Raw genomic sequence first — 13,987 nt, 5'->3', positions numbered from 1 at the left:
GATGAAGAGGGGTAATCGCTGCATGCAGGCAGTGCCCTTCAACAAAAGCGGATAACCCCACCATGACCGATTTCGCCAAGCCCCCCTTCGATACGAAGCTTCAGGACCGCATTCCCGGCCAGACAAACGCCATGACGCCCCTGCCCGACCATGGTGAGGAAAGCTATGAAGGATCGGGGCGGCTCGAAGGGAAAACGGCCCTGATTACCGGTGGCGATTCAGGGATCGGTCGCGCCGTTGCAATCGGCTTCGCCCGCGAAGGGGCCGATATCGCAATCTCCTTTCTTCCCGAAGAAGAGGAAGACGCCCAGAAGACAAAGCACTGGATCGAGAAAGCCGGCCGCAAGGCGCTTCTTCTCCCCGGTGATCTAAAGTCCCGTGAAACCTGCAAATCCATTATCGATAAGACCATGGAGACCTTCGGCAAACTCGACGTTCTCGTCAATAATGCGGCGTTCCAGGTCGAGCGTCTGGCGCTTGAGGATATTTCCGAAGATGAGTGGGACGACACATTTGCGACCAATATTGGCGCGACCTTCCGTCTGACACGCCATGCTGTGCCGCATATGAAGCGCGGGGCCTCGATCATCCATACGATCTCGGTGAACGCAGACAGCCCCAAACCGCGCCTTCTCGCCTATTCGGCAACCAAGGCAGCCATTCAGAACTTCAGTGGCGGTCTGGCCCAGCTTCTGGGAGAAAAAGGCATACGCTCCAATACCGTCGCACCCGGCCCGATCTGGACGCCGCTCATCCCGGCAACCATGCATGGCGATCATGTGCACGTTTTCGGTGAAGACACGCCGCTCGGACGCCCGGGTCAGCCTGTCGAGCTGATTGCGCCCTATGTCATGCTCGCCAGCGACGAGGCCAGCTATATTTCCGGCGCGACAATCGCCGTAACAGGCGGTACCCCCGTCATCTGATTTCTCCCATCCCGGACAATCAGCCAGGAACTGCGCTTCCTGTATGCAGGCCTACTTCCGCTTCCTTCGGATTATCGGAAGTAGGCGCAATGAGCGCAAAACGGCGAAGGACGGTCCGAAACGCTCTTCTGCAAGGCAATTGCTTTCAGCGTTTGAAAAACCTCTTCACGAGCTTCGACCCCCGTCCATCAGTTAACGTGACGTCACCGGCGAAACTGATTCTGTTGCATCGTCCGCAGAGGAACGTCTCGACCCTTGCATTTCAGAGACCCAGGCCGCGGATCTCAGTCTTCGCGAGGCGCAGCCCGTCCGCGCTTGATCCCCGCACGGTGGGATTTTCCATCCATTCGGCGCGCTCGCGCCGCCCGGCCCGGGCGCGTGGGCACGCGGAAGGCCTGACGGTGGGCGGCTTCGCGGATCATTGTTACCAGACGTTCGATTGCGTCTTCGCGATTGCGGATCTGCGTGCGAAAGCGCCGGGCCGTGATGACGATGACACCATCTCGTGTCGCCCTACTACCGGCGATCTCCAGCAGCCGCATACGAACCCGTTCGGGCAGGGACGCTGAACGCGCGGCATCGAAACGCAGCTGCGCAGCGGTCGCAACCTTGTTGACGTTCTGGCCACCGGGCCCGGACGCCAGGATATAGCTGACTTCAAGCTCACTGTCGGGAAGAGACAGGCCGGGAAGAATGGAAATTGCCATGCGGCGCCTCATAGCATATCGCACCGCGAAATACCCGCATGCGCTGTGCATGAAGCCTTCAAGTGCTCCCATAAGGAGGTCTTTTCCCCAGCAACGCGCCCCATGCAGGTGCCGCAGAGCACGCCCCTATCTCTCTTTCATGGGTTGCGGCCGGGCGGCCATCTCGGCAGGCCGCTGGTTAGGGTGTAGGGGTTGCGCGCCTACCCATACGCCTCAAAGTCGGGTCGTATTGCGGTTGGGACGGAGTTGGAGGTGTCGCCGGGTTTCTCGTGCAAGACCGCGCCCAGCAAATTCGCTGCGCAACTCTTTGTCGAAGACGTTTTAGTGTCTCATGCCGAATCATGCGTGTAACAGCAGACTACCGCATCTACAATCGAACAGACCGACCTAGGTACAAGCATCCGGGATGAGCGCACAGTCGCTACCTCACGTCGTCGAATAAACGGCTAGAACCATGGTTTGGGTGCTTCAAAACGGACCGACCGAAAGCCCCCCAAACCAGACGTGGCGTTCATGAGTGGGCTTCACATGGGCACCGATCTATCTCCGTTTCTTTGAAAATCGAAAGTAGGAGGGACGCGAAATGTACCTCTTTCATTACACGTCGCTGGTTGGATAGTCCCCTTGTAAAATGGATAAATTGACCGGCCAATCCTGTTGCGCAGTAGCTCTGCGTCGATGCCATGCTTGCGAGAGAGCCTTAGCACCACATCATCTGCCGGAACTATGCTGTTTTCTTGTAGGGCTGCAATGATTCCATCAAAGAGAATTTTTACACCATTGGCGGGGTTTCTGGGCGGAAGCGGGCAGGATAGATGGACATGGATACCAAATCGACCGGGTAGCAAACCGGTCGAGATGAGATCGCCGTTGACTGCTACCCACCAGACGTCGAAGACACTGCGAGTACTAAGATAAGCGAAGCGCAGATGAATCCCCTCGTTCGAGAGCACACTGGGCGTATCGAACAGAGTGTATCGTAAGGTATGACTGAATGTCGTGCCCTCGCAATTAGGTTCCGTGGACAAAGCCTGACGGGATTGAGCGAGGCGCTCGGCCGATCGCGGGGAGGGTTCACAACCAAACTCCATGCCTGCTGCGACGCCCGGGGGCTACCGCTCGCCTTCATCCTGACGCCCGGACAGGCTCATGATCAGCAGGCGTCTCGACTAGCTCCTAGCGGATCGCGGCTACGACGCCGACCAGATTCGCGCCGACATCGCCTACAACGGTGCCCGTCCGGTGATCCCGGCCAAACGCGGGAGGCGGAACCCTGCCAGTCATGATCGGCACGCTTACAAGCTGAGGAACCGCATCGAGCGCATGTTCAACAAGCTCAAGAACTGGCGGAGGGTCGCCACCAGATACGACAAGACCGCACAGTCCTATCTTGGCTTCGTCTCCATCGCTTCAGCATTCCTCTGGGTCAGCTTTGTCCATAGAACCTAGTAAATGAGGCCGGTTGCCCGGGCGTCGTGATAGAGCACGGTATTTCAACTCTGCGGATTGGAGGCGCGGAAAGTGTTTGTTGAGCAGGCGACTAGCGTTCGCGTCGCTAATCGCAATTGCCGCAGCTCCCTGGAAACGCTGTTGCGAACTGAGCAGGTCAAACCCTGTGTAGCCGCTTTCATCAATCCGGAAACATTCCATGGTCACTCCCTCTATCTGCTGCTTACATGCAGATAGCCACCATAGCCGGTATATGCCGGGCGGTCGACGCTCTGCTCTCGCAGGTGTCGGCCATTGCCCTCTGAGCCTGAACCTCCTGAAAGGTGACCTTGAGCAAGGAAGACGATACCGATAATTAAGCGACCTAGTCTTTCAAAGGAGCGGTCGCACCCTGAGTGGTCAGGATGGCGGGGAGAGCTGGTCTTCTGCATCGGTAATGGCCCGAACGGCATCAGCCGCGAAAATCAGAAGAGCATCTCTGTCAGAGCCTTCACGCGCCTGATTCGCTATATTTTGCATAACATTGACGATGGACGCTGAAAGCGCTTCTGCCTGATCGAGCTGTAACCATTTTTGCAACCGTACGGACAGGAGTTTGCCAAAAATGGAGCGTCGTTGTGCCAGATCACGCGCGTGGTCTTTATAATCGGGGTGGTTTGTTGTTATGTCGATATTAAACAAGCAACCAACATCGCCTTTCGGGTCAACCAGACTGTCGACCGTGCCTGTTACTAGCAAATTAACAGCTTCGCGCAAAGAATGGGCAGGATCCATGCAATTGAGAGCCGACATGCCGCGCATTCGGGCGGATTCTTCAATCGCACTTTCCGCAGTCCTACCTGTTAACGTGTACTCTTTCTGGGATACAGAACCATTCTGATCCATATAATATTCAATAATATAATTAGGAAAATGCATAAAATATATTTTGTTAAATCCGTGTAAATCTGGTATTTCTTCCAAACCTAGACTAACATTTGCCCCAGATTCAAAGGGGGTGGCGACGACGAGAAGACGTGTATCATTCGATTTATTCCGATACGCTGGTAGTTTTTCTTTTTTCGCTTTGATTGCTCTTTCGAGTGGATAATCTGCAATTACCCTTACCGGGCTGTTATCAGCAGAAAAAATCCAACAACCTCTACCATTACTTTTGTCCTTCTGGATCATTATGTATCTAAAATCAAGAGAACCTTTATTTTCAGGAAATATTGGATATCCTATTGTTTTACTTTCATCCTTTAGCGCTTTTTCTATAGCGCAAATGATATGACTATTAATATCTATATTCCATTCATTTATATATTGTAGATTCCATTTTTCTATTTCAGGGTATTTTTTCAAAAGACATGCTTGCATGTCGCTCATTTTCTTTTTTCGAAATGCCGCATCTTTACGTTCTACCGATCCGCCTTTTCCGATCTTTCCTGAGGAGCACTCCGTAACTTCCAGACCAAAATTTCCATCGGAAGACGAAACCAAAAAGTCAGGCTCTTCAGATTCTTGGAAATTCCACTTTACATTCAAAATCGCAGCAGCAGATTGTGCAAAAAGTAATTCAGATTTTTTTTTGTTATCTGACATATGATGCAGGGCCTTTACTTCAGTCTGTTTGCTGAAAACCCTACCTGCTAGGGACAGGTGTGAAAAGGTGGACCCGGTTTTTCGCTCACGAGCGTCTGCTTATACATATATTTTGCGCAGAGCGGGCTTTCCGTACCCCCCGTTTCAGACCTTCTCATGACGAATAGTGCACATCGTTATGAGAGGGCAGAATCCTGCGCTGCGCGGCAGAGCCTGAACCTTCCAGCCTGCAACAGGCGGAAGGTTCAGTCTTGTATCCCCTACAGATCCGGCGTGAGATCAACGATGACCGTTGACGAGTTCGTCAGCCAGACCATCTTCGTGATAGACAATGCGCAGTGCCGTGACGATCGCACTCGTATCGGTTGCGACGGCACGGTTATTGCTGATGTCGTAATACAGATCGCCAGCCAGGCTCGGCAGATTCCCATCGAAAATCAGACCGACAGCCTTGCCTTCACGGTTCAGCACGGGCGAGCCTGAGTTTCCACCGACGATATCGTTGGTCGATACGAAATCCAGATGCGTCGTCAGATCAAGCTTCGACTTCGCATCCAGCCAGCGCTTCGGCAATGCGAACGGCTCGCTTCCCGTCGCATGACGATACATCCCCGCATAATCGGTAAAGGGTGCAACGTCAGTGCCGTTCTTGCGCCAGCCTTTCACCGTTCCGTAGGACAGACGTGGGGAGAATGTCGCATCGGGATAAAGCGTATCAAGACGGTTTTCGGCCTTCGCCTGAGCAAATCTTGCACGCGCAATATCGCCCTGAGCCTTGCGCAACGGTGCTGCAACCTCGTCGCGCATCTTGTCGTGCAGAGCCGAATAGGCCGGGTAAAGACGGCGTGCAAAAACGATCAGAGGATCTGTTGATGCGTCGATTGCAGTCAGTCCGCCCTTCCACAGGGCAAGACGCTTGGCAGGATCGCCCAGCGTGGTCCCCTTGATAAGACGAGCGGCAACAGCGTCGGGGGTCTCGTTGCCCAGAGCAAGATGGGTCAGGGCATCGTCTGCACCGATCGTCTGGCGCAGGCTTGTCAGGTTCAGCGCCAGCAGACCTGTCTGAAGCTCGGGGTAGAACGGTTCCTGAGCACCGAGCTGGGTTTCGATCTCACCAAGCTGGGCATCGTGATAACCTGCATGACGCTGGGCATCGGGTTTGACGCGTTCATGCGCCCCTTCGACAAGCGTTATGACATTATCGAGAAAACCGCGGAACACCATGCCGATGGCGAGATTGCGCGCAAACAGGTCTTTTTCCAGCGCGATGGCTTTGTTCATCGCAACGAAAGGCTGGCCATAGGCAGCGCGCCGTGCAGGATCTGCGTCGATCCAGGCCTGGAGGGCTGCATCTTCCTTGGCGCGCCGGGCGACGATATCGCTCGATTGCAGCGCGGCTTGCGTACCTGAATAGGATTTGAGGCCGTTCTGTATGCCAAACAGCGTATTCTCGGCCTGTTTCTCGTGCTCTGCACTTTCACGGCTATATTGCCAGAGCATTCCCTCCTGCACGGAGAGCATGGCAATAATGGCGGGATTGGCAACATCACGCTGGAAAGCGAGAGCGACTGCGGGCAGGCCACGCTGCGTGCGCCCGGGATTACCTGAGGTAAAGACGAGATCGTTGGCCTTGGGCCCGTTGGGATCGACCTGCAGAAAAGGCGTGTGAACCGGCTTGCCGCCCTCATAGACACGCAGCATGGAGAGATCGATATCGTAGCGTGGATAATCGAAATTATCCGGATCGCCTCCGAAGAACGCGATGCCCTGCTCGGGCGCCATTACCACACGCACATCCTTGTAGCGACGATAACGATAAAGCGCTGTCTGACCGCCATGGTAGAGAGACACCATGTCGCATCGCCAATGCGCATCGTCTCCCCCCACACAGTCCTTGGTGAGTTTGCTCTCGACGGCCTGAAGGGCTGAAGAATAGGCGGCGCCCTGTTTACCCTTTGTCGCATCGGCCACAGGGGCCGATACGTCCTTCATCGTATCCAGACGGTCCAGTTCCATTCCGGGGCACTGACGCTCGTCTGCCAGATCCTTGGTGTAGAACCCGTCGCGGAAATAGTCGTGATCCTTGTCTGACAGGGCTGCGAGGCAGGAATTGGCGCAATGGTGATTGGTCATCACCAGACCATCGCCCGATACGAATGAGGCCGAGCAGCCCTCTGCCAGCCGTGCGGAAGACTGGACGACATGGTCGATCCAGGCAGAATCCGGTGTGAACCCATAGACTTTCTGAAGCGCTGCCTTGGGCAGATGATCGAACGTCCACATCCCCTCATCGGCATGAGCGGTGCTGTTCAAGGCGACAGCCCCGATCAGGGTGGTTGAAAGCAGTAGCGACGACAGGGATCTCGACATGGGCAGGCTCTCGAAACAACAATGATATAATGTATCAATCCACAAGCCGGACCGATTTGCAAATCGCGGCGCCTGCAACGATGCGATACCGAATCATCGTTTATCGCAAGCCGAGTATTCGACGGGCACGGTAGCATCATCGCGCCAAACGTCCGGCAGAGGGCTGAAACCACCCCTCAGGACCGATCTGACGGTATGACAGTTTTCTGACAGCGCTCATAACGCGCGCTTGCACCGGAAAAACCTTCACAGGAAAGCGGCAAAAATTCCTGAAAAATAAACGTCATTTTAGAAAGTCGTTACATGCTGTTTCGTGGTTCTGCACCGTCCGTTATCGCAGAATGTCGGGCAATCGGGACAACACGCACCCTGTGTACCCGTTTCACGACCCGTTCCCTATCATGCATATCCTATGGCTATCTCCATAAGGCGGCCCTGCTTCCAGTCCCGATACGAGCACGACCCACTCAGTATTTGAAAATACTTCAACAATAAATAACTACAGATCACCACTTCAGATTACACCAAAATGTTCGACATATTTATACAAATATCAGAAACAATACGACATATTGCCATAAAATCTTAACTTTACTCAAACGCAACGAGTAACGCTTCTGCGACCGGTTACATCAAAGACACGTGTCGGAGAGACCGGTGAAAAGACTTGCCCTGTTCCTCGTTGCAACGACTGCCTGCACACCGTTCGTGAGCCGCGCTGCCGATGCCGCAAGCGCCTCCGATGCTCAGGAGATCGCGCAGAAAAAAGCGGACAAGACCACCGCTCTGACGAAGAAAAACAAATTCGTCAAAGGCCCGGATGACGGTGAACAGGTGGTCGTGACAGGCACGCGTGAAAGCCATGTGAAAGCGCGCCAGAGCATCAGCCCCGTCGTGGTGATCTCCTCCAGGACGCTGGAGCGCTCGGGCGAGCTGAATGTCGCCAATGCGCTCACACGCACCTATCCTTCCATCACCATGAGCGCTCGCGGTTCCAACACCAACTCGCTGGTGTCATCCATTCAGATGCGCGGTCTGGGGCCAAACGAGACGCTGGTTCTGGTCGATGGCAAGCGCCGTCATTCCACAGCCAATATCGTGCAGAAACCCGGTCCACAGTTTGCCTCTTCCGGCGTCGATCTGAACATGCTCGCGGGCAATATGATCGACCATATCGAAGTGCTCGAAGACGGTGCGGCGGCCATGTATGGTTCTGACGCCATCGCCGGTGTGGTCAATATCATCACCAAGAAAAAGGACCATGGCCTGAATCTCAGCGCGCAGGGCGGTGCCAATGCCTATCTGGGCAGTGGCGAGCAATATCAGCTCGATGCCGATGGCGGGTTCAAGCTTGGCAGGGATGGATACGTTCATCTTGGCGCGCAGTTCTATCACACCGAGCATGCCATAGCCTGGGGGCCGGATCATGCCCTGCTCGGCTACTGGCCAGCTGGCGCTGATACCAAGAACTATTTTGTGGGCGTCAAACCGGGATCGGAGAGCTGGCGTGGCCGCAAGACCGATTATCTGAGCACGCCGCGCGAAACGCGTGAGAATTTTGCGCTCAATTTCGGCAAGCCTCTCGCTGAGGGAATCGAATTATACGGTCAGGCCACGCTCGCTTACCGCCATGCCGATATGATGGCTTATAAATACCCCTATGTCGTCCCAGCTGCAGGAATCGAGGAGCTGCGCCCGATCACTGGCGATGACGAGCTTGATTATGCCGCCGAACTCGGGATCAAGGGCGAAAACCTGTTCGGCTTCGACTGGAATCTCTCGACCGTTTATGGCGGCGATAATTCACGCATCAGCATTCGCGACAACGTCAACCTGGGCGAACTGGCCCGCACGGGTTACTCACCGAGTAAATTCTGGGACTACACCCAGAAAAACACGCAATGGACGAATAATCTCGACCTGCGTCGCGGCTTCAAAATATGGTCCATGCCGGTCAGTCTGGCTTTCGGCGGCGAACACCGTCTGGATTCCTATCAGATCATTTCCGGCAATCCTGAATCCTATCTCGATGGCGGTCCGGTGGAACATGCCGGTATACCGCCGCAATCAGCGGGCACATGGTATCGCAACATCTATTCGGCCTATGTCGATGCGACGTTCCGCCCCACACGCAAGCTCTCCATCGATGTGGCGGGTCGCTATGAATATTATACCGACACCGAGAACACCGAAAACGGCAAGCTTTCCGCACGTTACGACTTCACCAATCGTTTCGCGCTGCGTGGCACCATCGCCAACGGGTTCCGTGCGCCAACCTTGCAGGAATCGCATTTCAGTCGTCTGAACATCTTTGCCGGTACTGGCAGCGTTGGCGGTCAGCTCCCGGTTGAGTCCGCCGCAGCCCGCTCACTGGGTGCGCAGGGTCTGAAGCCGGAACGCTCGGTCAATGCCAGTGCAGGCTTTACCATGGAGCCGGTACGAGGCCTGCATGTCGAGGCCGATGTATACCAGATCAATCTGCGTGATCGTATCGTGCAGGGTGGCACGGTGCGCGGCGCACAGGCACTCGAAGCAATACGGTCCTTCGGTTTCGATGTCTCTCCGACGGCCACCAACTCTGCAGCGTCTTCGGCTTATTTCCTCTCGAATGGTGCCAGCACGCGCACGCAGGGGCTCGACATCAAGGCCGATTATCTGGTGCGTATGCATGATTACGGCAATCTGGCTTTGACAGCCGCCTTCAATCTCAACCGCACACGCCTGCATCACAATGGCATTTCGACCATCGGCAAGCCGCTGCTGAACGAACAGACAATCGCCTATATCACCACCGCCACACCCCGCAGCAAGATCATCCTCAACGCGCTGTGGACCGTTGGCAAATGGGATGTGAATATCCGCCAGAGCCGTTATGGCGAGACCACAAACATGATGACCTATCAGGACTGGACGCCGGCCTCGGCCACCTGCGCCAGTGGCGGTGCGCTGCGTTACTCGAACTCCTGCTTCGGCCAGTTCAAGAACACCCCGCGCTGGCTGACCGATCTTGAGGTGGGCTACAAGATCACCTCGCGCGTCCATGCCTCGATTGGTGTGAATAACGTATTCAATGTCCGCCCCCGTCGTCTCCCGGGCAATCTCGTGCCAGCAGGTGGGTCGATGTACGACCAGTTCTCGAATCAGGTCCCATTCACCGGCGGCTACTATTTCGGCCGGGTCAGCGCCAGCCTCTGATCTGCCCGGCGCGGCAGTGTGCGGGGAAATAATCATCCCGACAAAGGACCGGAAGCCGTCACGCCTCTGGTCCTTCATCTTTCGGTTCTTCGTCATTTCAGCACGAAACCTGAACCGGATGACTGTCCAGCAAGGTCTTGGGCTCGCAGCTGTGAAGATCTGTGCATTGACAGCAAACGCCGATCTTTCAATGCTCCCGGCAGGCAGAGTCCTCTGCCCGGAAACGACATGATGACGACAGCCCCGCAAGAGCGTGCCGTTCATGATCGGCCCATAAGAAAAGGATGATTTCCATGTTCAGTCACATCATGATCGGCGGCAACGATCTGGAAGCCTCCAGAGCTTTCTACGATGCAACGCTCGGTACTCTTGGCTGTCCTCCCGGCGAAGCCGATACGAAAGGACGGCTTTTCTACGTCCATAGCGGTGGAAGACTGATCGTCGGTCATCCGATCAACGGCAAGCCTGCAACGGGCGCCAATGGCGGCACGATCGGCTTCGCTGCAAACTCACCCGACGCTGTGGAAGCCTGGCACAAGGCAGGCCTCGCCAATGGCGGCACAGCCATCGAAAATCCGCCCGGTCCGCGTGAATCCCCGATCGGCACGCTCTATCTTGCCTATCTGCGCGACCCCGCAGGCAACAAGCTCTGCGCCCTGCACCATATGGGCTGAACGCCCTTCACGCTGTTTTATCGTGCCGCGCGAAAAACCGCGCGTAGAGCAGCGGCAGAACCAGCAGGGTAAGGAGGGTTGAGGTAATCAGCCCTCCTATCACGACGGTTGCCAGAGGGCGTTCGACTTCTGCCCCGGCACTGCCTGAAAACGCCATGGGAAAAAATCCGAGACTGGCCACCGAAGCCGTTGCCAGAACAGGGCGGAACCGCGCTTTGGCCGCAGCAAAAGCCGCATCGGCCGCACCGAGCCCTTCCCGGCGAAAAGCCGTGATCTGGCTGACCAGGACCACGCCGTTCAGAATGGCGACGCCAAAAAGCGCGATAAACCCGATACCTGCAGCAATACTGAACGGCAGACCTCGTATCGCCAGAGCGAAAATCCCTCCGGTTGCCGCAACCGGCAGATTGATGAACACCAGCAAGGCAGCACGCGGCGAACCGAGCGCGAGAACGAGAAAAACGAAAATCATGAGGAGTGCTACAGGCACGACCTGCGCCAGCCTCTTCATGGCTGAATCCAGATTACGGAACTGCCCGGACCATTCCAGACGATAACCCGAAGGCAGAACCATTTCCTGCCCGACCTTGCGCTGCGCCTCGCTCACGAAAGACCGCACATCGCGCCCACGCACATTGGCCTGAACGATGACACGCCTGTGCAGCGAGTCCCGATCAACACGCGCACTGCCTTCATCCACAGCAATACGCGCGACATCGCGCAACAGAACCCAGCCCTGTCCGTCTTCGCGTCGTATCTGCAGTCCGGCAATACGGGCCTGGGTGGCGGTTGCCGTATCGCGAAACCGTATCTGGGTAGGAACGAGCGCGTTATCAACAATGGCCGGTCGGCCGATATGCCCTCCAATGGCCTCGACGGTTGCCAGAATATCCGGCACGCCCACACCCAGACGGGCGGCTGCCTCACGATTGATATCGACATGCAGATAGGGCACCTTGCCCTCGCCCTGTTGTGCCACATCCGCAGCCCCCGGCACTGCACCGATCGTACCCACAAGTTTTGCGGCAAGCTTGTCCAGCAGTGCCAGATCGTCGCCATAGATCGACACGGCAAGCTGCGTGCGTACACCCGAGAGCAGATCATCCATCCGCATCTCGATAGGCTGCGTAAAGGAATAGGCCGCGTCAGGCAGGCCCTGATTCAGGGTCCTGCTCATGGCATCGACCAGACGCGCCTGCGTCATGCCACTACGCCAGCGCGATCTGGGTTTGAGGAAAACGAAACTGTCCGTCTCGTTCGTGCCCATCGGATCGGTTGGAATGGCGGCCGTACCGGTATTGCTGACAACTGTTTCCACCTCGGGAAACTGCATCAGCAGGCGCTCTTCCTGGGTGACGCCTGCCAGCACCGTCGGCAGCGAAGCACTCGGCAGGCGTGTGGCGCTGACCACAAGAGCGCCTTCTTCGAGTTGGGGCACGAACTCGCCTCCCAGACGCGAGGCCAGCGCGAGGGCGAAAATGAAAACGGCAGCCGTCGTCATGAACACGATGCGCGCATGGCGTGCGCACCATGACAGGGCAGGATCGTAGATACCGCGCATCAGATGAACGAAACGCGTCTCGCGGTCCTGCGGGGCTTTTCTCAGAACAAGAGCTGAAAGAACCGGCACGACGGCAAAGCAATAGACCACGGAGGTCAGGAGCCCCATGATGATCGTCTGCGCCATGGGGCGGAACATGCGCCCCTCGACACCCTGCAGGGTCAGAACTGGCAGATAGACCATGATGATGACGAAAATTGCAAAGCTGACCGGACGGATGACCGTCTGGACTGTCTCGGTCGCAAGTTTTTCGAGCGCGACCCTGCCCTGCGTTCTGGCGCGTTCGACCAGCATATGCTCGACGACGACCAGCGCGCCATCGACGATCATGCCAAAATCGATCGCACCGAGACTGAGCAGATTGGCCGATATTCCAAATACGCGCATGCCGACGAAGGCCATGACGAGAGAGACCGGAATCACCGATATGATGACAAGCGCGGCGCGCCAGTTGCCCAGCACCAGAAGCAGGGTCAGAAAGACCAGCACAGCCCCAAGAACGAGGTTTTCCTTGATGGTATGAACCGTCTCGTCGGTCAGGGTGGCACGACTGTAGAAGGGCGCGAGCGTCACACCGGGGGGCAGCGTCTGACTGATGGCAGGCAGGGCTTTTTCGATGGCGGCGAGCGTGGCGTTGGAGCTTGCGCCTTTTTGCATCAGCACCACACCGTTGACGATCTCGCCTTTTCCGTCGCGTGTCACAGCCCCAAGACGCAGACGCGCGCCCAGAGAGACGGTACCAAGATCGCGCAGCCGCAGGGCGACGCCATTGGGAGCCATCCTGACCGGTATCGCCGCAAAATCGGCCAGCGAGCCGATCAGTGCACGCCCGACCACAACATTCTGTTCCGCCTGTCTGGCAATCCAGCCGCCGCCGGACGAGGCGTTGTTGCTTTCGACGGCTGCATAGATTTGCCCGATCGACACGTCATGCGCACGCATCCGCGCCGGATCGAGGGCAAGAGTATAGGTTTCCTCCGCCCCGCCATTTACATTGACATCGGCCACACCCGGTACGAGACGCAGTTGCGGGGCCACAGCCCAGCTCATAAGACGATTCAGATCCAGCGGCGAATAGCGGCGATCACCCTTGATCTGGATCTGCATGATTTCACCCATGCCGGTCGCGAGCGGTCCCATCGAGAGGCTGACCGGTACGGCGATGGTTTCCTTGGCCTTTTGCAGCTTTTCGGCAATACGCGCACGATCGAGGTCAAGATCGGAGCGGTCGTCGAATTGCAGATAAACGACGCAGACCCCTGTGCGCGAAACCGAGCGCAGATCGATCAGATCGGGCAGCCCGGTCAGACTGGCCTCCAGAGGAAAGGTAATCTGCTTTTCGACCTCTTCTGTCGCCAGCCCGGGCGCCGTGACTGAAACAAGCACCTGTTGGGGCGATATATCGGGCACCGGCTCGACAGGCAGGCCGGGCACGACACACAGACCGCCCAGAACGAGCAGGAGACAAAGAGCAAGCACCGCCAGCCTGTTGCTTTGCAGAAACTGCCACATGAGAGGGTC

7 protein-coding genes and 1 pseudogene are annotated in these 13,987 nt (G+C 56.5%); 4 read left to right on the top strand and 4 right to left on the bottom strand.

The window, feature by feature from the left end; genetic code table 11:
* The first annotated feature begins 62 nt into the window (after nt 1–62).
* A complete protein-coding gene (locus NF685_RS11010; RefSeq protein ID WP_252849625.1) occupies nt 63–926 on the top strand; it encodes an SDR family oxidoreductase in 864 nt (287 codons plus the stop codon).
* A 284-nt stretch (nt 927–1,210) separates the two neighbouring features.
* Here NF685_RS11010 and arfB read toward each other — a convergent pair whose 3' ends face one another.
* Nucleotides 1,211–1,633, bottom strand: coding sequence for an alternative ribosome rescue aminoacyl-tRNA hydrolase ArfB (gene arfB, locus NF685_RS11005; RefSeq protein WP_252849624.1), 423 nt, complete (start codon nt 1,631–1,633; stop codon nt 1,211–1,213).
* 1,185 nt (nt 1,634–2,818) lie between these two features.
* Here arfB and NF685_RS14350 point away from each other — a divergent pair.
* Nucleotides 2,819–3,082 (top strand): annotated as a pseudogene (locus NF685_RS14350) (transposase); the annotation flags it as partial.
* Nucleotides 3,083–3,481: 399 nt separating this feature from the next.
* Here the strand turns inward: NF685_RS14350 and NF685_RS11000 are convergent.
* Nucleotides 3,482–4,666, bottom strand: coding sequence for a hypothetical protein (locus NF685_RS11000; RefSeq protein WP_252849623.1), 1,185 nt, complete (start codon nt 4,664–4,666; stop codon nt 3,482–3,484).
* A 279-nt stretch (nt 4,667–4,945) separates the two neighbouring features.
* Nucleotides 4,946–7,036: a S46 family peptidase gene (locus NF685_RS10995; RefSeq protein ID WP_252849622.1), complete on the bottom strand. Its 2,091-nt coding sequence runs from the start codon at nt 7,034–7,036 to the stop codon at nt 4,946–4,948.
* Between the two features lie 657 nt (nt 7,037–7,693).
* On the opposite strand from NF685_RS10995, the gene NF685_RS10990 reads away from it, so the two are divergent.
* Nucleotides 7,694–10,231, top strand: coding sequence for a TonB-dependent receptor plug domain-containing protein (locus tag NF685_RS10990; protein ID WP_252849621.1), 2,538 nt, complete (start codon nt 7,694–7,696; stop codon nt 10,229–10,231).
* Between the two features lie 293 nt (nt 10,232–10,524).
* Nucleotides 10,525–10,905, top strand: a complete 381-nt coding sequence (locus tag NF685_RS10985; protein WP_222548272.1) for a VOC family protein — start codon at nt 10,525–10,527, stop codon at nt 10,903–10,905.
* A gap of 7 nt (nt 10,906–10,912) precedes the next feature.
* Here NF685_RS10985 and NF685_RS10980 read toward each other — a convergent pair whose 3' ends face one another.
* Nucleotides 10,913–13,978, bottom strand: coding sequence for an efflux RND transporter permease subunit (locus NF685_RS10980; protein ID WP_252849620.1), 3,066 nt, complete (start codon nt 13,976–13,978; stop codon nt 10,913–10,915).
* Nucleotides 13,979–13,987: the final 9 nt, after the last annotated feature.

This window comes from Asaia lannensis NBRC 102526, from assembly GCF_024054035.1.
Classification (GTDB): domain Bacteria; phylum Pseudomonadota; class Alphaproteobacteria; order Acetobacterales; family Acetobacteraceae; genus Asaia; species Asaia lannensis.
This window is presented reverse-complemented; position numbering and strand designations above follow the sequence as displayed.